15 protein-coding genes are annotated in these 20,304 nt (G+C 76.4%); 3 read left to right on the plus strand and 12 right to left on the minus strand.

Annotation, left to right across the window (positions count from 1 at the left end):
* Positions 1 to 90: 90 nt before the first annotated feature.
* Together DMH08_RS21685 and DMH08_RS21690 are read left to right on the plus strand one after the other, a co-directional pair.
* Positions 91 to 1,836, plus strand: coding sequence for an N-acyl-D-amino-acid deacylase family protein (locus tag DMH08_RS21685; protein ID WP_125617345.1), 1,746 nt, complete (start codon positions 91 to 93; stop codon positions 1,834 to 1,836).
* Positions 1,833 to 2,447 carry a TetR/AcrR family transcriptional regulator gene (locus DMH08_RS21690; RefSeq protein ID WP_026400799.1) on the plus strand — a complete coding sequence of 205 codons (615 nt, stop codon included), beginning with the start codon at positions 1,833 to 1,835 and terminating at the stop codon, positions 2,445 to 2,447. Before DMH08_RS21685 ends, DMH08_RS21690 begins: the two co-directional genes overlap by 4 nt.
* Before the next feature lie 17 nt (positions 2,448 to 2,464).
* On the opposite strand, the gene DMH08_RS21695 is transcribed toward DMH08_RS21690, so the two are convergent.
* The 12 genes from DMH08_RS21695 to DMH08_RS21750 form a co-directional block, all read right to left on the minus strand.
* Entirely contained in the window at positions 2,465 to 3,523 is a 1,059-nt protein-coding gene (locus DMH08_RS21695) for a restriction endonuclease subunit S (protein WP_158642371.1), read from the minus strand.
* Positions 3,520 to 4,878, minus strand: a complete 1,359-nt coding sequence (locus DMH08_RS21700) for an N-6 DNA methylase (RefSeq protein ID WP_267898565.1) — start codon at positions 4,876 to 4,878, stop codon at positions 3,520 to 3,522. The genes DMH08_RS21695 and DMH08_RS21700 overlap by 4 nt, the downstream gene beginning before the upstream one ends.
* 13 nt (positions 4,879 to 4,891) lie before the next feature.
* On the minus strand, positions 4,892 to 5,305 hold the full coding sequence (locus DMH08_RS21705) for a DUF1257 domain-containing protein (protein ID WP_026400797.1): 414 nt from the start codon (positions 5,303 to 5,305) through the stop codon (positions 4,892 to 4,894).
* Positions 5,306 to 5,326: 21 nt separating this feature from the next.
* Positions 5,327 to 6,925 carry an Hsp70 family protein gene (locus DMH08_RS21710; protein WP_125617350.1) on the minus strand — a complete coding sequence of 533 codons (1,599 nt, stop codon included), beginning with the start codon at positions 6,923 to 6,925 and terminating at the stop codon, positions 5,327 to 5,329.
* Positions 6,926 to 6,999: 74 nt separating this feature from the next.
* On the minus strand, positions 7,000 to 9,375 hold the full coding sequence (locus DMH08_RS21715) for a hypothetical protein (protein ID WP_125617352.1): 2,376 nt from the start codon (positions 9,373 to 9,375) through the stop codon (positions 7,000 to 7,002).
* Positions 9,376 to 9,386: 11 nt separating this feature from the next.
* Positions 9,387 to 11,756, minus strand: a complete 2,370-nt coding sequence (locus DMH08_RS21720) for a hypothetical protein (RefSeq protein ID WP_125617354.1) — start codon at positions 11,754 to 11,756, stop codon at positions 9,387 to 9,389.
* A gap of 10 nt (positions 11,757 to 11,766) precedes the next feature.
* Positions 11,767 to 14,241 (minus strand): hypothetical protein, encoded by a 2,475-nt coding sequence (locus DMH08_RS21725; RefSeq protein ID WP_125617356.1) that lies wholly within the window; start codon positions 14,239 to 14,241, stop codon positions 11,767 to 11,769.
* 9 nt (positions 14,242 to 14,250) lie between these two features.
* The gene (locus DMH08_RS40260) at positions 14,251 to 16,632 is read right to left on the minus strand and encodes a hypothetical protein (protein WP_158642372.1); all 2,382 of its coding nucleotides are present in this window, start codon (positions 16,630 to 16,632) and stop codon (positions 14,251 to 14,253) included.
* Positions 16,629 to 18,173: an AAA family ATPase gene (locus DMH08_RS21735; RefSeq protein ID WP_026400791.1), complete on the minus strand. Its 1,545-nt coding sequence runs from the start codon at positions 18,171 to 18,173 to the stop codon at positions 16,629 to 16,631. Before DMH08_RS21735 ends, DMH08_RS40260 begins: the two co-directional genes overlap by 4 nt.
* Positions 18,170 to 18,745 (minus strand): 4Fe-4S single cluster domain-containing protein, encoded by a 576-nt coding sequence (locus tag DMH08_RS21740; RefSeq protein ID WP_158642373.1) that lies wholly within the window; start codon positions 18,743 to 18,745, stop codon positions 18,170 to 18,172. The genes DMH08_RS21735 and DMH08_RS21740 overlap by 4 nt, the downstream gene beginning before the upstream one ends.
* Positions 18,736 to 18,933: a DUF2997 domain-containing protein gene (locus DMH08_RS21745; protein ID WP_034516479.1), complete on the minus strand. Its 198-nt coding sequence runs from the start codon at positions 18,931 to 18,933 to the stop codon at positions 18,736 to 18,738. Before DMH08_RS21745 ends, DMH08_RS21740 begins: the two co-directional genes overlap by 10 nt.
* Positions 18,933 to 19,301, minus strand: a complete 369-nt coding sequence (locus DMH08_RS21750) for a DUF1257 domain-containing protein (RefSeq protein WP_051300127.1) — start codon at positions 19,299 to 19,301, stop codon at positions 18,933 to 18,935. Before DMH08_RS21750 ends, DMH08_RS21745 begins: the two co-directional genes overlap by 1 nt.
* A 165-nt stretch (positions 19,302 to 19,466) precedes the next feature.
* Here DMH08_RS21750 and DMH08_RS21755 point away from each other — a divergent pair.
* Positions 19,467 to 20,304, plus strand: an 838-nt coding sequence (locus DMH08_RS21755) for a serine/threonine-protein kinase (RefSeq protein WP_158642374.1), incomplete at its 3' end; no start/stop codon positions are given.

Below are 20,304 nucleotides of genomic sequence, written 5' to 3' on the forward strand. Positions count from 1 at the left end.
GCCCGGGTCCGCGCGGAGGCGCGCGGGCCCGGGCCGGTGGCGTCTCGCGGACCCTTGACACATAGCGACCGATTGGTTTCTATGTTCGGCATGGGATACGACGTGATCGTCCGGGGCGGGCGCTGGTTCGACGGGACGGGCGCGCCGTCGGCCGTCCGCAACATCGGGATCCGGGACGGCCGGGTCGCCGCCGTCACCGCCGCCGAGCTGGACGCGGACGGGGCGCGGGTCGTCGAGGCCGCGGGCCGCTGGGTGATGCCGGGCTTCGTCGACGTCCACACCCACTACGACGCCGAAGTGCTCGCCGCGCCCGGACTCGGCGAGTCGGTGCGGCACGGGGTCACGACCGTCGTGTTCGGCTCGTGCTCGCTGAGCACCGTGCACGTCGGCCCGCTGGACGCCGCCGACCTGTTCAGCCGGGTCGAGGCGGTGCCGCGCGAGCACGTCATCCGCACGCTCGAACAGCACCGGACCTGGGACACCGCCGAGGAGTACGCCGCGGCGCTCGAACGGCTCCCGCTCGGCCCGAACGTCGCCGCGTTCCTCGGGCACTCCGACCTGCGGGCGTCCGTGATGGGCCTCGGACGGTCCACCGACCGCCGGGTCAAGCCGAGCGCCGCCGAACTGCGGGAGATGGAGCTGCGGCTCGTCGACGCCCTCAAGGCCGGGATGCTCGGCCTGTCGGAGATGCGCAACCCGTGGGACAAGATGGACGGCGACCGCTACCGGTCGCGCACCCTGCCGTCCACCTTCGCGACCCGCGAGGAGCGCCGCCGCCTGTACCGGATCGTGCGGAGCGCGGGCCGGGTGCTCCAGACGATCCCCAACCTGAACACGCCCTACAGCCTGGTCCCGGCGCTCGCCGCGTCCGTCGGGCGCGGCGGCCGCCGCCCCCTCAAGACCAGCATGCTCGCCGCGGCGGACGTCAAGGCCAACCCGCTGCTCATGCACATCATGGGGCCGCTGGCGCGCGCGTCCAACCGGCTCGGCGGCGACTTCCGGTGGCAGCACCTGCCGGTCCCGTTCCGGGTCCACGCGGACGGCATCGACCTGGTCGTCTTCGAGGAGTTCGGCGCCGGGGCGGCCGCCCTGCACCTGAAGGAGGAGGTCGAGCGGAACGCGCTGCTGCGCGACGAGGACTACCGCCGCCGCTTCCGCCGCGACTACGAGAACCGCTGGTCGCCCCGCATCTGGCACCGCGACCTGTACGACGCCCACATCGTCGCCTGCCCCGACCCGGCGGTCGTCGGCCGCTCGTTCGGGCAGGTGGCGGACGAGCGCGGCGTCCACCCCGTCGACGCGTTCCTCGACCTCGTCGTCGAGCACGGGCGCGCGCTGCGCTGGTACACCGTCATCTCCAACCACCGGCCCGCGGCCCTGGACAAGCTCAGCGCCCTGCCCGAGGTGCAGATGGGCTTCTCCGACGCGGGCGCGCACCTGCGCAACATGGCGTTCTACAACTTCCCGCTGCGGCTGCTGAGCCGCGCCCACCACGGCGGCTTCATGAGCGTCGAGCGGGCCGTGCACCGGCTGACGGGGGAGCTCGCGCACTGGTACGGCATCGACGCCGGCACGCTCCGCGAGGGCGACCGGGCCGACCTCGTCGTCGTCGACCCCGACCGTCTCGACGGGTCCCTGGACGAGGCCCGCGAGGCGCCGTTCGAGGAGTTCGGCGGACTGGTGCGGATGGTGAACCGCAACGACGCCACCGTCACCGCGACCCTCGTCGCGGGCGTCCCGCTGTTCCTGGACGGCCGGTTCACCGAGGCCCACGGCACCCGGCGGACCGGCGGGTTCCTGCGCGCGGGCCGGACCCGGATACCCTCCATGGCGTGACGACGGAGCGGCGGCGCACCCAGCGGGAGCGCAGGGAAGGAACCATCGGCAGGCTGCTCGACGCGACCATCGCCGCGATCTCGGAGGTCGGCTACGCCCGCGCGTCCGTCGGGGAGATCTGCACCCGCGCGGGCGTCTCGCGCGGCGGCCTGTTCCGCCACTTCGACACGCGCCTCGACCTGCTGGTCGCCGCGGCGGAGGAGGTGGGCCGCCGCCAGCTCGCCCTGGTCGGCGAGCAGCTCGCGGCGCACCCCGACGCCGGCCTGCGGGACGCCCTGGAGCTGATGCGCGGCCGCCACCGCGCCGTCGACAACGTGGTCTGGTTCGAGCTGCTCGTGGCGGCCCGCACCGACGCCGAGCTGCGCGCGCGCCTCGCGCCCGCGGCGGAGCGCTACCGCGACGCGATCACCGAGCTGGCCCGCGCCGCCCCCGGCCTGCGGGACCTGCCGGACGAGGACCGGCACGTCCTGGTGTCGGCGGCCCGCCACCTGTTCGACGGCGAGACCATCCACCGGACGGTCGTCCCGGAACCCGACGCCGAGCGGCGTCGCCTGGAGCTGCTGGCCGAACTCGCCGAGACCGTCCTGCGGCGCCGCGCCCCGCGGCCGTGACGGCCCGCCGCCCCGGATCACGCGGGTGACGGGACGTCCGCGGCGGGGACCAGGACGGGCAGGAGCGCGTCGCGGAGGGCGGTGAGGGACGCCGACTCGGCGGCGGCGGCCGCGACGCGGCGGGCCAGCGGCGCGACGGTCGCGCCGAAGCGGCGGGCGGCGCCGTCGCCCGGCCACGGGACCTCGTAGCGGGCCAGGTCGGACCAGGCGGCGCGGGGCATCCGGGTGCCGTCGCCGACGGCCGACGCGTACGCGACGACGGCGTCGCTGGCGAGCGCCGCCAGCAGCCACGCGCGGTGCGCCGCCTCGCCCGGGCGGACGACCAGGATGTCGGTGGACGCGACGCCGTCCACGAACGCGAGGCCCACCTTGTGGAAGGAGGGGCGGAGCCTGCCGAACAGGACGTCGCCCGCGGCGAAACGCGTCTTGCCGCTGCGCACGTCCGCGGCGGCCGTCCACGTGGTGAGCCACATGCTGCGGCGGGGGACGTGCTCCAGCGCGATGTACGGCTCCCCGTCCGGGATGCGGGACGCCGGGACGAGGTCGCGGACGAGCGTGCCGAGGGCGTCGAGGCGGACGGACGCCCGGGCCGCGGCCGCCGCCTCGTCGTACCGGGCGCGGACCAGCGCGTCGGCGAGCGCGGCGAGCCGCCCGTTCACGGCGATCTTGTCGTCGAGGGCGCCGAGGACGCCCGCGGCGCGGTCCTGGCGGGCGCGGGAGGCGCGCGGCACCGGCAGGTCCTTCAGGACGCCCTGGGTGAGGAGCGGCTGGCCGGAGCCGAGCCGGTACCGGTTCAGGTCGAGGGCCTTCAGCAGGTAGTGGACGTAGCGGGGGTTCACGCCGTCCCGGGGCGTGACGATGATCGCGTTGTCGGTGACCCAGCAGCGGTCCGGGCTGTAGTGGACGGCGCCGCAGTAGGTGCCGACGCGGCCGACGACGACCGTGCCGGCCTCCGCGTTGAACCGGTCGGACGTGCCGATCACGCCGTTCGCCCCGTACGTGCGGTACGCGGCGCCGGGGGCGGGCCGCGCCTTCCCGTTCGCCAGGTCGACGAGGTCGCCGAGCCGGACCGTCACCCGACCAGCCCGTCCAGCCGGGCCCGGACGACCGCGTCGAGGCGGGCCGACTCGTCCAGGCAGGCGAGCAGCTCCTTGGTGAGGCGCTCGATGCGGTCGGCGGCGGGTTCGGCGGCCTCGGCGGCGGGCGCGCCGACGTAGCGGCCCGGCGCGAGGACGTGCCCGTGGTCGCGGATCTCCCGCAGGGACACCGAGCGCGCGAAGCCCGGCTCGTCCACGGGACGGCCCGCGCGCCACGCGCGGTGCGCGGTCGCGATCCGGTCGATGTCGGCGGGCGTCAGGACGCGCTCGGTGCGGTCCACGAGGGTGCCCATGCCGCGCGCGTCGACGAACAGCACGTGGCCCGCGCGGGCGCCCTTGTCGCGCGTCAGGAACCACAGGCACGCGGGGATCTGCGTGGTGCGGAACAGCTGGGGCGGCAGCGCCACCATGCAGGACACGAGGTCGGCCTCCACGAGCGCCGCCCGGATCCCGCCCTCGCCCTTCTGCGTGGACGACATCGAGCCGTTCGCCATCACGACGCCCGCGGACCCGGTGGGCGCGAGCTTGGCGAGGATGTGCTGGATCCACGCGAAGTTCGCGTTCCCGGCGGGCGGGACGCCGAACCGCCAGCGGGGGTCGTCCGCCCGCCGGTACCAGTCGGACATGTTGAACGGCGGGTTCGCGAGCACGAAGTCCGCGCGGAGGCCGGGGTGGGCGTCGGTGCAGAAGGTGTCGGCGCGGCGCAGGTCGCCGGCGATGCCGTGGACGGCGAGGTTCATCCGCGCCAGCCGCCACGTCCGCTCGTTGGCCTCCTGCCCGAACACCGCGATGTCGTCGCGGCGGCCCCGGTGGCTCAGCACGAACTTTTCCGCCTGGACGAACATGCCGCCGGAGCCGCAGCACGGGTCGTACACGCGTCCCCGGTACGGCTCCAAAATTTCCACGAGCAGCCGCACCACGGCGGCGGGCGTGTAGAACTCGCCGCCGCGCTTGCCCTCCGCGCGGGCGAACCGCTCGAGGAAGTACTCGTAGACCTCGCCGAGGACGTCGCCGGGCGCGCCGGTGCCGATGCTCGCGCCGTCGATGAGGCGGACGAGTTCGGTGAGGCGGCGCCCGTCCACGGTGGTGAAGATCTTCGGGAGGGCCCCGGCCAGCGCGGGGTTCGCCGCCATGAGCGCGTCCATCGCGGCGTCCAGCGCCCGGCCGTCCCCGGAGGCGGCGAGCGCGTCCCAGCGGGCGGGCTCAGGGACGTCGAACGCGCCGGAGCCCGAGGCCCATTTGAGGAACACCAGGCCCAGCACGAAGTCCTTGTACTGGCCGGCGTCCATGGAGCCGCGGAGCGTGTCCGCGGACCTCCACAGGATGTCCTTCAGATCCGCCCCCCCGTCAGAACGTCGTGCGCCGCAGCGTCAGCCTGACCTCGCCGGTCGCGCGGTCGGTCTCCTCGGTCGCGACGTCGAAGCCGTGGCTCTCGGCGAACGCCAGGGCGGTGAGCCGCCCGTACCGCTGCGCCACCGTGTCGAGCCACCGGGAATCGTACTTGTGCCGGTCGTAGCCGCTGATGATCGCCTCGAACGTCCCGTCGGGCGTCCGGTGGAAGCCGAGGTCGTTGCTGGCCGCGCCGACGAACCGCCGCCGCACCACCACCTCCGCCTTCTCCGGGCGGCGGTCGCCCTGGTAGCCGTAGAGGTGCGTGGGCGACGCGTGCGACTCGACCTGGTCGAACCCCAGGTCGTTGAGGACGCCGACGAGGCGCTCCTGGTCGGTGATCGTGGTGCGGACCTTGGTGTAGTGCGACATGGCGTCCTCCCTAGGGACGGCTCAGGACAGCCGGACGACCGGTTGCCGGTCGAGTACGAGGGTGTTGCGCTGGAGGTCGTAGGCCGAGACGGTCAGGCGCTTCTGCGCGTCCACGCGGAAGTCGAGCCGGAACCGGTCGACGCCCGCCTCGGCGGGCGGGTCGGCCTCCAGGAACGTCGGGCTGTCCTCGTTCAGCCACAGCCGGGACCGCTCCTGCAGCCGCTGCGCGGTGACGGCCACCGTGCGGGCGCCGCCGTTCGCGTCGAACATGATCTCCAGGTCGGAGCCGGCCTCCCGGTAGCTGGCGTGCGCCAGCTCGTACACCGCGATGCCGAGGTGCTTCTGCCCGTTCCGGATCGCCTTGATCGTCAGCATCTTCACCGGTTCGGGCGTCGGGTACTCGGTGCCCGCCTCCACCAGCGTCTCGAACTCGTAGGCGCCGGTGTCCCGGTTGACGTGCCGGATCGCGTAGTCGTGCTGGATGTGGTCGCTCAGCTCGTAGCCGCCCGCGATGCCGGCCGCGCCCGCCGCGACGGCCTCCAGCGGACGGTCGAGGTGCAGCGCGTCCGGCGGGAACTGCAGGGACAGGACGTCCTGCACGGCCGGGACCAGGCTCGTCCCGCCCACCAGGAACACCTTCGAGATCTCGTCGGCCGGGAACCCCTTCGCGGCGGCGCCGTCGAGCGTCTTGCGCAGCGCCCGGTTCACCCGCCCGAGGACGTCCTTGCGCTTCAGCAGCCCGTCGAACTCGGCGCGGGTGACCTCCATGCCGAACCGCCCGGCCTCGATCTTCGCCGCGTCCTGCGTGGTCAGCGCGACCTTCGCGCGCTCCGCCGAGCGCAGCAGCTCCCGGAAGACCCGGTTGTACTCCTCGGTGTCGCCGAACGGGACGCCGGTCAGCTCGGCGACGTGCTCGGCGAGCAGCGCGTCGATGTGGTCGCCGCCGAGGTCGAGGCCCGCCTTGGAGATCGTCCGGACGGACGCGCCCGCGGTCGCGTTCGACGGGTCCAGCACCTTCACCACGGACGTGTCGAGGGTCCCGGCGCCGAAGTCGAACACCAGGAACACGTCTCCGGGGTTCAGCCGCGCGCTGTACCCGACGGCCGCGGCCGTCGCCTCGTCCACCACGCGCAGCCGCGCCGCGCCGCCCGCCTCCTCGCCGACCTCCCGGACGAGCCAGTCCCGGTAGGTGTCGAACGACTCGACGGGCGCGGTCGCGACGATCTCCAGGTCGCCGGAGTCGACCGCGAGGGTCGCGGCGGCCATCACGTCCGACAGGAAGCGGGTCGCGGCCTGCCGCGCGGTGACCGTCCGGTCGCCGCCGAGCCGCCGCGGGATGTCCACGGCCCGCCCGGTCACCGCGCTCTTCATCGACTGGAACGCGGTGTTCTCCGGGTCGTCCGCGACCTCGGGCGTCACCTGCGCGCCGATCCACCGGCGGTCGCCGCCGCCGGAGAACGCGACGCGGGACGGCACGACCCGCTGGTCGACGCCCCGCGTCCCCTCCCGTTGCAGGTCGAGGCCGGGCAGCGGGACCGGCTCCCCGCGGTCCAGGTCGTGGTCCCAGCCCGCGACGACGGTGTTGGCGGTGCCGAAGTCGATGCCGATACGGGTCGTCATCGTCCCCCTTCCACAGGTCTCCTCCGCATTCTTCCGCGATCTCCGCTTCCGCGCCGCCCTTCGCGGCGTCCGGATCACAGGCTGATGTCGTGCTCCCCGGCGGTCAGCTCGACGGCCTCGCCCAGTTCGACGTCGAACCGGAACCGGTGGATCAGGGTCGCGTCGAGCAGTTCCAGGACGGCCCGGTCCCGGCCGGTGACCGCGGAGTGCGCGAGCGCCGCGCCCACCGCCCCGAGGTCGCGCGGGACGAGGTCGGCGACGGGGCGCCGGACCAGCGCGGGCACCTCCCGCAGCCGCAGGTCGAACAGGTCGACGCGGCCGTCGCCGTGCCCGGCCGCGAGGAACTCGCCGCCGGGCGACAGGGTCAGCCCGGTCGGCCGGTCGCCGGACGGCGTCCGGTGGACGGCGACGGCGTCGAGCGTCGCGCCGGTCAGGAAGTGCAGGTCGCCGGTCCGGTCGGCGATGACGATCTGCCCGGTGCCGGGCAGCACCCCGAGGCCCGCGCACCCCTGGATCTGCGCGTTGCGGGCGGAGACGCGCCGCCCGTCCGCGACCCGCAGCAGGACCGTCCAGCCGTGCGGGTCCGCGCACGCGACCGTGTCGGCGTCGGCGAACCCGACCTCGGTGACCGTCCGGCCGGGGTGGGCGCCGACGGCGTGCCCGGTGGCCGGGTCGACCAGGTGCACCGAGCGGCCGAGCAGCGCGAGCCGCCCCGATCCGCGGTGCGCGACGATCCGCCGCGGCCACTGCCGCCGCCCGAGCCCGAACTCGGTGATCGACCGGACCGCCACCGGGCCGTCCGCACGGCCGAGCAGGAGGTCCCCGTCGCGGGTGCCGGCCGCGAACGTCCCGTCCCCGGTCAGCGCCAGCGAGGTGACGGAACCGGGACCGGAGTGCAGGGTGCGGTCGGTCCCGTCCGCGCACCGCACGAGCCGGCACGGCCCGGCCCCCTGCCGTCCCCGCTCACCGGCGAGGACGACGCCGTCCCCGGCGTGCAGCACGCACCCGACGGGGGAGTCGAACCAGTCGTAGCGTTCGGCGAGCCGGGCGGTGCGCAGGTCGAACACGCCCACGACGCCCGCCCGTCCCGCGACCGCGAGGAACGGGCCGTCCGGCGCGAACGAGACGCCGCCGACGCCGTGCCGGAACCGCAGCCGGGCCCGCGGCGCCGCCGTCCACGGCGCGTCGCCGCCCTCCCGCAGTCCGGACGCGACGGCCCGCAGGTCCGCCGCGCGGAACAGCGCGAACAGCCGCCGCTCGTCGTCGCCGCCCGGCGCCCAGCCCTCGAACAGCCGGAACAGCCCGGCGCCCGTCGCGATCGGCACGTCCTTCACCAGCGACCACAGTTCGTCCCATTCGCGGCGGTGCGCGAGCTGCTCGGCGAGGTAGCGGGTCTCGTCGGCGGACATGTCCCGGACGCGGGCGCGCCGGTCGTCGCCGACGATGACGCGGACGAGGTCGAGTTCGCCCTCCGCGAGCATCGCCGTCCGCAGCCGCGCCCGCTCGTCGTCCGCCCGCGACAGGTACGCGAGCGACAGCAGGCCGCCGTCCGGATCGAGCGCCCGGTACTGCCGCGGCTGCCCGGTGAGCAGGAAGAACGCGGCGCGCGCCACCGGGTCGGCGGGCGCGAACGCGTGCTCGGCGCAGAACGCCGCGAGCCCGGCGTCCGCCGTCGCCCGCGCGCACAGGTCCTCGACGAGCGGACGGTCGTGCACCGCGCGGAACGTTCCGGCGGCGATCTCGCGCAGCGGGTGGTCCCGCATGGCGAGCGCGTCCAGGAGCGCCTCCCGGTAGGGCGTCCGCCGCAGGACCACGGCGTCCGTCTCCAGCGCGACGGCGCTCAGCGGGCCGAGGCCCGCGTCCTCGGCGGGGCGCCGCCACCGCAGCAGCGCGGCGCCCGTCTCCGCGTCCGGCTCGCCCAGCCACGCCCGCCACAGGGCGTCCAGCATCGGGCCGGACGGCGGCGTCCCGGCGGCCAGCAGGACGCTCCGCAGCGGCGTGCCCGGATCGGCGCCCGCCTCCCACAGCGCGTCCAGCAGCGGCCCCGCCGCGGCCCGGCAGTGCGCGGCCGCGTGCGCCCGCACATCCGGGTCGGGATCGGCGAGCAGGTCGGGTGCCAGGCATGCGTCCACGGCCCGCCACTCGTCCAGCCGGTCGTGGAGCGCCAGCGTCACGAGGCGGGCGGGCATCGGCCCGGCGACGGCCCCGGTCTCCAGGACGACCGCCCGCAGCCCCGGGTCGCGCGTCCGCACCCACCACGCCGCGACCCGCTCCCGCGCCCGCTCGTGCAGCCGGTGGCCGGGCGTCCGCGCGATCCGGACGGCCGCCTCCCGCGCGACCGGCGCGCCGCCCGCCGCGTCCGCGAGCAGCCGCTTCGCCGCGCGGACGCCCCACGGGCCGCGCCGCCCGCTCGCGACCACCCGCCGGTCCGCATCCGTCCGATGTCCCACCATGCTCCCTCTCACAGGCCGATGTCGTGCTCGCCGCCCGCCGGCCGGACGTCTCCGCCCACTTCGACGTCGAACCGGAAGCGGTGGTGCAGGGCGGCGCGGAAGAGGTCCAGCAGCGCCCGCACGTCCGGGTCGGCGGGCCGCTCAGGCGCCGCCGCGGCGAGGTCGGCGTGGCGCGGCAGGAGTTCCGCGAGCGGCCGCCCGAGGGTGCCGCCCAGCTCCCGGAGCCGCATGTCGTACACGGTGAGCTCGCCGTACACGTGCCCGACCGCGACCAGCGCCCCCGACGGCGACGCCACGACGCAGGTGACCCCGGGGAGGGACGCGACGTGCGGCGCCGCGGCGCCCGGCCGGCCGGCGTCGACGAGGTGCAGCCCGCCGTGGATGTCGGCGGCGGCGACGCCGCGGTGGATCGTCGCCAGGCCCGCGCAGCCGCCCTCGCACCGCAGCACCGCGCGCTCCGCCCCGCCCCCGGCGGGCAGGAACGTCACCGCCCCGTTCCGCTCGGCCACCGCGACGGTGTCCGCGTCGGCGTAGGCGGCGCGGACGGGCCGCTCGGCGGGGTGCAGGATCTCGGCGGGGCCGCCCGCCGGGTCGAGCAGGTGGACCGCCCGGTCGACGACCGCGAGCCGCGGCGTGCCCGGGTGCGCGACCACCGCGCGCGGCCGCAGGCGCGGGTCGAGGCCGAACGCCGCGAGGCTCCGCACCGTGACGTCCCGCCCGTCCGGCCCGCCCAGCACCAGCTCCCCGGCGGTGGTCACGGCGGCGAACCCCGCGCCGTCGCCGGTGCGGGTGAGCGAGGCGACGGGGCCGCCGACCCCGTGCACCGTCCACCCGCCGTCGGGGGCGCAGCGGAACAGCCGGTGCGGGCCCGCGTGCTCGCCCGCGCCCGCCAGCACGGCCCCGTCGGGGAGGAGCAGCACCCGGCCCGCGCTGCGGAAGCCGCCGTGCCGCCGGACGGTCTCGCCGGTGCGCGGATCCAGGACGCGGACGATCCGGTCGAGGCACGAGACGGCGAGGAGCGGCCCCCCGGAGCGCCCCCCGGAGTGCTCCGGGGAGTGCTCCGGGGAGAACGACAGGTGGTGGATCCCGGCGGGCATCCGGAACTCCGTCTTCGCGGGCCGCGCCGCGAGCCCGCCGCGGAACCGCTCCAGCGCGGCCCGGACCGACTCGGGGGTGACGCCGCGGTACAGCTCGAACAGGCGGCGGCCGTCCTCGTCGCGCGGCCGCCACCCGCCGAACAGGGGCACCAGCGCCGCACCCGACTCGAGAGGGACGTCCCGGACGAGCGACCACAGGGCGTCCCATTCGCGGCGTTCGGCGAGCCGCTCGCCGAAGTACGCGAGCTCCTCGCCCGCCATGTCCGCGACGTGGGCGCGGCGCTCCCCGGACACGACGCGCCGGACGGCGTCCAGGTCCCCGGCGGCCAGCAGCGCCCCGCGGGCGCGGGCGCGCTCGTCCGGCGGCGCCGCCGCGTACGCGAGCGCGAACAGCGACCCGTCCGGATCGAGCGCCCGCCGCTGCCGGTCCTGCCCGGTCAGGGCGAACAGCCACGCGCGCCGGACCGGGTCCCGGGGGACGAGCCCCCGCGCGCGGCACCGCTCCGCGAGCTCCGCGTCCCGGATCGCCAGCTCGCACGCCGCGTCCACGACCGCCTGGTCGCCGCGCGCGGCCGTCCGCTCCGCGGCGAGGTCGGCGAGGGGGTGGTCGTCGAGCAGCGCCGCGGCCAGCACGGACGCGGCGTGGGAGCCGCGGCGGCCCAGCACCAGCGCGGTCACCGCCGCGAGCGGCTCCCCGGCCGCCGAGCGGCCCCAGCGCAGCAGCGCGTCCCGCAGCGGGCCCGGCCCGTCCCGGCCGCACTCCTCCCACAGGGCGTCCACCTCCGGGTAGGGCGCGGGCGCCGGGTTGGCCAGCAGCGCGTCCCGCAGCGGCGTCCCCGGCCCGGTGTCGACATCCCACAGCGCGTCCAGGACGGCGCCCCGGGCCTCGCCGCAGAACGCGGCCGCGCTCTCCCGCACGCCGGGGTCCTCGTCGCCGAGCAGCCCGGGCAGCCACGTCGCGTGGTGCGCGTCCCAGCCGTCCGTCCGCCCCAGGAGCGCCTGGGTGACGAGCCGCGCGGGCGGCACCGGGGCGGTCGCCCCGGTGTCGAGCACCGCCCGGCGCAGCTCCGGGTCGCGCGTGTCGACCCACCACCGCGCGACGTGCGAGCGGGCGTGGGCACCGCGCGGATGCCCCGGCGCCCGCGCGATCCGGACCACGCCGTCCCGCGCCTCCCCGCCGCCGCGCTCGGCGTCCGCGACGAGCCGCCGCCACGCCCGCGCGCCCCACCGCCCGTGCCGCGCGCTCGCGGCGATCCGCCGCTCGGTCCTCGTCCGTGCCACGATGCGCCCCTCACAGCCCGATGTCGTGCTCGCCGGCGGCGAGCCGGACGGCGCCGCCCACCTCGACGTCGAACCGGAACCGGTGCTCCAGGGCCGTCCGGAGGAGGTCGAGCGCCGCCCGCGTCGCGGCCGGGAACGCGGTCCCGCCGAGGCATTCGGTGACGAGCCGCAGGTGGCGGGGCGCCAGGCCCGCGACGGGGCCGCGGACGACGGCGGCCAGTTCCCGGGGACGCAGGTCGAACAGGTCGATGCGGCCGTCGCGGTAGCCCGCGGCGAGCAAGGACCCGTCGGGCGACACCGCGAGGCGGCCGCTCTCGTCGTCCGGCGAGGAGCGGACCTGGACGCGCTCCGGCGGGTCGCCGCCGTACACGTGCAGGTCGCCGTACACGCACATGAAGACCGCCTCGCCGGTGCGGGGGAGCGCGTGCGGGCTTCCGGGGCCGAACTGCTTCGTCCGGGCCGGCGGGCCCGTCCGCCCGTCCGCCAGCGACATCCGCGCCACCGTCCCGCTCTTCAGCTTGCAGACGAGCGTGTCGGCGTCGAGGAAGGCGGCGCCGACGACCGGTTCCGCGGTGCGCAGGGCGGTGGCGGACCGGGACCCCGGCTCGATCAGGTGCAGGTCCGCCCGGTCGCCGAGCGCGACGATCCGCCCCGTCCCGCGGTGCGCCCCGATCCGGTCGGGCGGCGGGTCGCCGCCGATCCCGAACGCCGCGGGGTCCAGCGCCCGGACGTCGCCGCCGGGGCCGCCCAGCAGCAGCTCCCCGTCCGCCGTGCACGCCGCGAAGCCGCCGTCGTCGCCGGTCAGGACGAGGGACGTGACGGGGCCCGTGGTGGTGCGCAGCGTCCGCACGGCACCGTCCGCGCAGCGGATCAGCCGGTGCTCCGACCCGTCGAACGACCGCACCTGCGCGACGACGCCGTCGCCGACGTGCAGGACGCGGTCCAGCCGCGGGCCGTGCTCCTCGTAGCTCTCGACGACCCGCGCCGTGCCGAGGTCGAGCACGCTCACCCCGTGCCGGATGCTCGCGACGGCGAGGCGGGGCGCGCCGCCGGTCCCGCCGGGCGCCGGGCGGCCGGGGGAGAACGACAGGTCGAGGATCCAGTGGCGGGGAAACCGCAGGACCGCGTACGGCTCCAGCGGCGGCCGCTCGACGAGCCGCGCGACGCCCTCCTCGACGGTCGCCGGATCGGCGTCGCGCAGCGCCCGGAAGTACCGGCGCTCGTCCTCCCCGCGCGGGGCCCACCCGCCGGCCAGGCGGACCAGTCCGGCGGCGGCCGCGACCGGCAGGTCCCGGACGAACGCCCAGAACTCGTCCCATTCGCGGCGTTCGGCGAGCCGTTCGGCGAGGTAGCGGGCGTCCTCGTCGGGCAGGCGCGCCCCGCGGGCGCGCGGGCCGTCGCCGACGATGACGCGGACCAGGTCGAGCTCCCCGTTCGCGACCATGGCGTCCCGGACCCGGCTCCGCACGGCGGGCGGGGCCGAGGCGTACGCGAGGGAGAGCAGCCCGCCGTCCGGGTCGAGCGCGCGGTGCTGCCCGGGCTGCCGGGTCACCACGTAGAACAGGGCCCGCCGCACCGGGTCCCGGGGGGCGAGTCCCCGCTCGACGCAGAAACCGGCGGCGTCCGGCCGCAGGAGCACCCGCTCGCACAGCTCCTCGACGAACTCCTCGTCGAACTTCCCGTCGAAATCCTCGCCGAGCGGCGCGGTGAGTCGCGACGCGGCCGCGTCGCGCAGCGGGGCGTCGCCGAGGAGCAGCGCGTACAGCAGCGCCGCACGCTGCGGCGGTTCGCAGGGCGCGCCCGGCCGCACCCCGTCGAGGGCCGCCGCGACGGGCCGGACGTCGCTCAGGGGGAGCGCCCACCGGAACAGCGCGTCCCCCAGCGGTCCGGCGGGGTCCGCGAGCCACCGGCGCCACAGGCGGTCCCGGTGCGGGACCGGCGGCGGCGCGTCGCGGCGCAGCAGCAGCTCCGCCAGCGCGTCGTGCGCGCCGGCGGACCCGCCCCACAGCGCCTCGTTCCACATCGCCTCGTTCCACAGTGCCTCGTCCCACAGCGCCTCGAACACGGGGCCTGCGGCCTCGCGGCACGCGGCCGCCGCGTTCCGCCGCACGTCCGGGTCGTGGTCGGCGAGGAGCCGCCGCACCTGCCCGACGTCCGGCTCGCCCCAGCTCTCGCCGAGGCGGCCCAGCAGGGCGAGCGTCCGCAGGCGGGCGAACCCCTCCCCGGCGACGGCGCCGGTCTCCACCACGGCCTGCCGGACGCGGGAGTCGTGCTCCGCGCCCCACCAGTCCGCGATCAGCAGTCTCGCCCGTTCGCGCAGCCGGTGGTCCGGAGTCCGCGCGATCCGGACGATCGCGGCGCGCGACCGGTCGCTGGTCCGCCGCGCGGTGGCGAACAGCCGCAGGCCCGCCCACCGCCCGCGGAGGCCGCGCCCCGCGCTGCGGGCCGCCGCCCGCTCCGCCCGCTCCCGCGCCGTCGGCTTCACGACCGCTCCTCAGAGGCTGATGTCGAACTCGCCCGCGGACAGCCGGACGGCGTCCCCGAGCTCGACGTCGAAGCGGAACCGGTGCTCCAGGCACGCCTCCAGCAGCCGCAGCGCGACGCCCCCGCCGCGCCGGACCGGCCCGTCCGCCATGGCCGAGCCGACGGCGGCCAGATGCCCCGGGACCAGGCTCGCCACCGGACGCCCGACGATCCGCGGCACCTCGTGGACGCGCAGGTCGAACAGGTCGGTGCTGCCGTCGGCGTTGCCGACCGCGAGGAAGTCGCCGCCCGGCGACACCGTCATGCCGGTGCGGTTCTGGACGTCCGCCGCGCGGTGCACGGCCGTCCGCTCGAGGGTGCCCGCGTCGAGGACGTGCAGGCCGCCGCCGTCGTCCGCGACGACGACCTCGCCGGTCCGGGGCAGCCCGACCATGCCGACCAGCCCGTGCACGTCGAGGCCGACCTGCGCGGTCTCCTCGAACGCGTCGCCGCACAGCCGCAGCCGCCGCACGGCCCCGCCGCGGCCCGCGCAGACGAGCGTGTCCGCGTCCGCGAACGACGTCCACGCGACCGCCGGGCCGGGCGGCGTGACGGCGGCCGCCGGGCCGCCGCCCGGCGCGGTCACGGCCAACCGCCGGGCCGCCACCGCGATCCGCCCCGACCCCGGATGCACCGCCACGGACCTCGCCCAGGCGCCCCCGCCCAGCCCCAGCGCCGCCACGGGCCGCGACTCCACCGACCCGCCCGGCGCGCCCACCAGCAGCGACCCGGCGCGGGTCCCGGCGACGAACCCGCCGTCGCCCGCGCGGGCGAGGCATGTCACCGACCCGGGCGCCGCGTGCAGCGCCCGCGCCTCGCCGCCCGCGCACCGCAGCAGCCGGCACGGGCGGTCGACCCGGTTGGTGCGCTCGGCGGCGACGAGCGCGCCGCCGCCCACGTGCAGGACCCGCCCGACCGACGCCCCGAACCCGTCGTAGCGCTCGGCGAGCGAGGCCGTGCGCAGGTCGAACACGCCCGCGACCCGGTTCGTGCCCGCGGCGGCGAGGAACGGCCCGTCCGGCGCGAACGACACGTCGTTGACCCGGCCGCGGAACAGGTACCGGGCCTGCCGGGTCACCCGGTCCCGCAGCCCCTCCAGATGCTCGACGGCCCGGGCCAGCGCGTCCGGGGCCGTCGCCCGGTACAGCTCGAAGACGCGGCGGTCGTCGTCGCCGCGCGGCGCCCACTCCCCGAACAGGCGGACGAGGGAGACGCCCGTCGCGATCGGGAGGTCCTGGACGATCGACCACAGGTCGTCCCACGCGCCGCGCCCCGCGAGCTGCTCGGCGAGGTACGCGACCTCGCCGGGCGACATCGACTCGACCCGCGCCCGCCGGTCGTCGCCGACGATGACCCGGACCAGGTCGAGGTCGCCCGCCGCGAGCATCGCCGTCCGCATCCGCTCCCGCACGGAATCCGTCGCGGACGCGTACGCGAGCGACAGCAGGCTCCCGTCCGGGTCCATCGCGCGATGCTGCTCGGGACGGCCCGTCAGCAGGAAGAACACCACCCGCCGCATCGGGTCCTTCGGGGCGAACCCGTGCTTCGCGCAGATCGTCCGGAGGTCGCCGTCGTCGAGCGCCCGGTCGCACAGCTCGTCCACGAGGGTCTGGTCGCGCAGGGCGGCGACCTTCTCCTCGGCGATCGCGCACAGCGGATGGTCGCCCAGCGCCAGCGCGTCGATCAGCGCCGCCCGGTTCCGCGGCTCCCGCAGGACGTCCGGCTCCGCGGCGACCGCGACGGCGGTGAGCCGCGCGCGCGGCCCGCCGACCGCCGGGCGCCCCCACCGCGACAGCGCCGCCCAGACCCGCGCGTCCGGGCGGTCCAGCCACCGCTCCCACAGCCGGTCCAGCGGACCGGACGTCGGCGGCTCGCCGTTCGCCAGCAGCACCGCCTCCAGCGGCGAATCCGGGTCCGGGCCGAGCGCCCACAGCGCGCGCAGCATCGCCCCGGACGCCTCCGCGCAGAACGCCTCCGCGCGCGCCCGCACGTCCGGGTCGGGGTCGGCGAGCAGCCCCGGCACCGCGCCCGCCTCGCCCGGCGCCAGGTCCGCGGCCAGGCGCCCCGCCAGCGCGAGCGTCACCGCCCGCGCGGGCGGCTCCGCCGCGACCGCGCCCAGCCGCACCGCACACTCCCGCAGCAGCGGGTCGCGGGTTTCCGCCCACCACGCCGCGACCGTCCCCAGCGCCCGCTCGCGCAGCCGGTGGCCCGGCGTCCCGGCGACCCGCGCGACCGCCTTCCGCACCTCCGGGTCGCGGCGCCGCGCCGCCGCGAACAGCCGCCGCTCCGCCCACCGGCCCCGCGGCGACCGCCCGGCGGACGCGTCGGCCCACCGGTCGGCCCGCGGCCTCATGCCAGTTCCAGCCGCACCTGGTGCTCGGCGGCCTGGGACGCCTCCGCGAACGACGCCGACTGCGCCCGCCCGTCCCGCAGCCACGACCGCAGGTCCTCGATGCGCTCCCGCTGCGACCGGCTCAGCGGGACGAGCCGGTCGATCGCCGCCGCGACGTCGTCCGTCGTGATGTCGCGCGGGCCGTCCGCGAACGCCCGGTACAGCGCGTCGACGATCGCCTGCTCGATCTCCGCGCCGACGTACCCGTCCGACAGCCGCGCCAGCCGCATCACGTCGAACGCCGCCGGGTCCCGCAGCCGCTTGCGCAGATGGACGTTCAGGATCTCGCGGCGCTCGCTGTCGGTCGGCAGGTCGAGGAAGAACACCTCGTCGAACCGGCCGCGCCGCAGCGTCTCCGGCGGCAGCGCCCCCACGTCGTTCGCGGTCGCCACCACGAACACCGGCGCCGTCTTCTCCTGCATCCAGGTCAGGATCGTGCCGAACACCCGCTGCGACGTGCCGCCGTCGAGCCCGCCGGACGCCATCGACTTCTCCAGCTCGTCGATCCACAGCACGCACGGCGACACCGTCTCGGTGATCTTCAGGGCGCGCCGCAGCCGCTCCTCCGACTCGCCCACCAGCGAGCCGAACAGCGCGCCGACGTCCAGCCGCAGCAGCGGCAGCCGCCACAGCCCGCTGATCATCTTCGCGGTGAGGCTCTTGCCGGTCCCCGGGATGCCGATCAGCGCCATCCCCTTCGGCGCCGGGAGCCCGAACTTCGCGGCGTCCTCCCCGAACGCGCTCTCCCGCAGCGTCAGCCACTCCTTGAGCAGCTCCAGCCCGCCGACGTCCTCGAGCGTCTCCTCCGCGCTGTAGTACTCCAGGGCCTGCGACGCCCGGATGACCGCCTTCTTCTCCTCCAGCACCGCCGGAATGTCCAGCTCGTCCAGCACCTTGTCCCGGACGATCGCCTTCGAGAACGCCCGCCGCGCCTGCGTCGCCGTCAGCCCCAGCGCCGCCTGCGCCAGCCGCCACCGGCCGTGGTGCGTCAGGTCGCACTCCACCCGCGTCTGCCGGATCAGCTCGTCCAGGTCGTGGCGCAGCTCCCGCAGGCCCGGCAGCGGCATGTCGAGGACCACCACGTCGTCGCCCAGCTCGGCCGGGACGTCCGCCGAATGCGTCGTCACCACCAGCGACGCGTACGTCGACACCAGGCCGTGCGCGAGGTTGCGCAGCTTCCGCTTCACCGCCGGGCTCTTGTGCCAGAACTCGTGGAAGTCCTTCAGGACGTAGAGGTCCTTGCGGTTCGGGTTGTCGCGGGCCATCTCCGCGATCTTGTCGAGGGCCGCGTCCGGCGTCGGCGCCGTCGGCATCGACCGCCCGTCCCGCGACACCAGCCCCCGCGCGACGTCCCACATCACGAGGTCGGACTTCGCGGACGCGTCCCGCCCGACCCGCACCTCGTTGAGGATCTCCAGCGCGCGCTGCTCCTCCACCGTCACCAGGACGATCATCGGGACCCGCGCCCGCAGGTACAGGTTCAGATCATCGTGAACGCTCATCGGTCTCCTCGGCGCCCCTCGTTCTCCCACGCGTGCATGCCCGTGACCGAGACGGTCCCGTCCGCGGCTATGACGATCTCGCTCTCCGGCACGTCCGCGAAATCCTCCGGCCCGTACCGGCCCGTGACCGCCCAGTACTCCTTGTTGGACGACCCGCGGAGCCCGGCGCCGATCCTCAGCCGCGCGTTGTACCGTCCCGCGATCACCATGTCGGCCCGTTCGACGGCCGCCGACAGCCCCGGGTCCGCCTCGATCTCACGCCGCGCGAACCCCGTCAGCACCACGATCCCGAGACCCGACGGCCGCACCAGCCCGCAGAACTCCCGCAGCGCCTCCGGCTGCTCCAGCGGCTCCCCGCCGCTCACCGTGACCCCGTCGATCCCGGGCGTCCCGAGCGCCTCCGCCGCGACGTCCCCGACCGTCCGGACGTCCCCGCGCGGACCGTGCGTCTCGGGGTTGAAGCACCCGGGGCAGCCCAGCGTGCAGCCCTGCGCCCAGACCACGAACCGCGTCCCCGGCCCGTTCGCGGCGCTCCGCGCCAGCGTGGCGTGGACCCGCCACGTCAGTGCCACAACCGGTCCTGCTGCTCTTCCCCGGTCTCGTTGTACGCCTCCGCCGTCAGCTCCTGCGCCTCGACCTCGCCGCCGAGCATCCGCACGAGCTCCTCGGTCGTCGCCAGGCACGCCATGCCGTCGACCCCGGTCACATGGATCTCGACCTTGCCGTCCGGCTTGATCGTCACCTCGACGGTCTCGTCCATCACACCCCCGCCCGCCGGAGGACGACCCTGATGTCCCCGGACTCCTCGGTCCTGCTGGAATCGATGTCGAACCCGCGCTCACGCAACGTCGAAATGGTGCTCACCAGCGCGTACTTCTGCTTCAGTTCCCGGACGAAGCGCTGCTCGGTCGTCCCGCGGACGCCGTACCAGTCGGCGACGACCTCGTAGCCGTTCTCCGCCTTCACGAACCCGATCTCGTGCTTTCCCCGGCCGGGCCGAATCTTGAATTCCGCCTCCGTGCGCTGCCCCATCCACCCGCGCACGCCTTGCCCGGCCGACCGGACCTCGTGGCCCATCTCCTCCAGCGCGCGCCGCAGCACCGCCCCGTCGGCGAACCGTGTGCGCACTCTCGTGAAATGCGACAACCCCGACCTCCCGAATCCGCGAGCCCGCCCAGCATATGGCGACGCAATGACACTGAACAGGCATATCTCCGCACAGCGGTCGCGGCGGCCGAACCGGGGCCGCGGTTCCGGCGTCCCACAAAGCAGCCGACAAAGGGGGCGACCGCGATGAGCTGGGGGATCTCGGGCTTTCGCGAGGTGCGCGAACTGGGGCGGGGGACGCAGGGCCGGGTCGTCCTGGCCCGGCACGTCACCGGCGGCCCGCCGGTCGCGATCAAGTACCTGCCGGCGGGCTCCGACCCGACCGCGCGGGAGGTGTTCCGGCACGAGGCCCGCATGCTCGCCCGCGTCCGCCACCCCAACGTCGCGCGCCTGTACCGCCTGTTCGAGGACGCGACCGGAGCCGCGATCGTGATGGAGGTCGTGGACGGCGTCTCGCTCAAGCGCATCCTCGCCGACCGCGGCGCCCTCACCCCCGAGGCGTCCCTGCTGCTGTTGAAGGGGTCGCTGCTCGGCCTCGCCGCCGCCCACGCCGCGGGCGTCGTCCACCGCGACTACAAGCCCGCCAACGTCGTCGTCCGCGCCGACGGGCTCAGCAAGCTCATCGACTTCGGCGTCGCCGCCCGCACCGGCGGCGGCGGCCGCGTCGGCACCCCCGCCTACATGGCGCCCGAGCAGTGGCGCGGCGAACCCGTCACCCCCGCCGCCGACGTCTACGCCGCCGCCTGCGTCTTCTACGAGTGCGTCACCGGCCACCGCCCCTACGCGTCCCGCACCGGCCCCGACCTCATGGCGGCGCACGTCCACGCGCCGGTCCCCGCGGACGACGTCCCCGCGCCGCTGCGCGCCCTCGTCGCCCGGGGCCTCGCGAAGTCGCCCGCCGCCCGCCCGGCGGGCGCCGCCGCCTTCGCCGCCGAACTCGAGGACGCCGCCGCCCGCGCCTACGGCCCCGGCTGGCAGGACCGGGCCGCCCGCACCCTCGCCGTCGCCGCCGCGGCCTTCGCCC

The sequence above is a fragment of the Actinomadura sp. WAC 06369 genome (genome assembly GCF_003947565.1).
GTDB lineage: Bacteria > Actinomycetota > Actinomycetes > Streptosporangiales > Streptosporangiaceae > Spirillospora > Spirillospora rifamycini.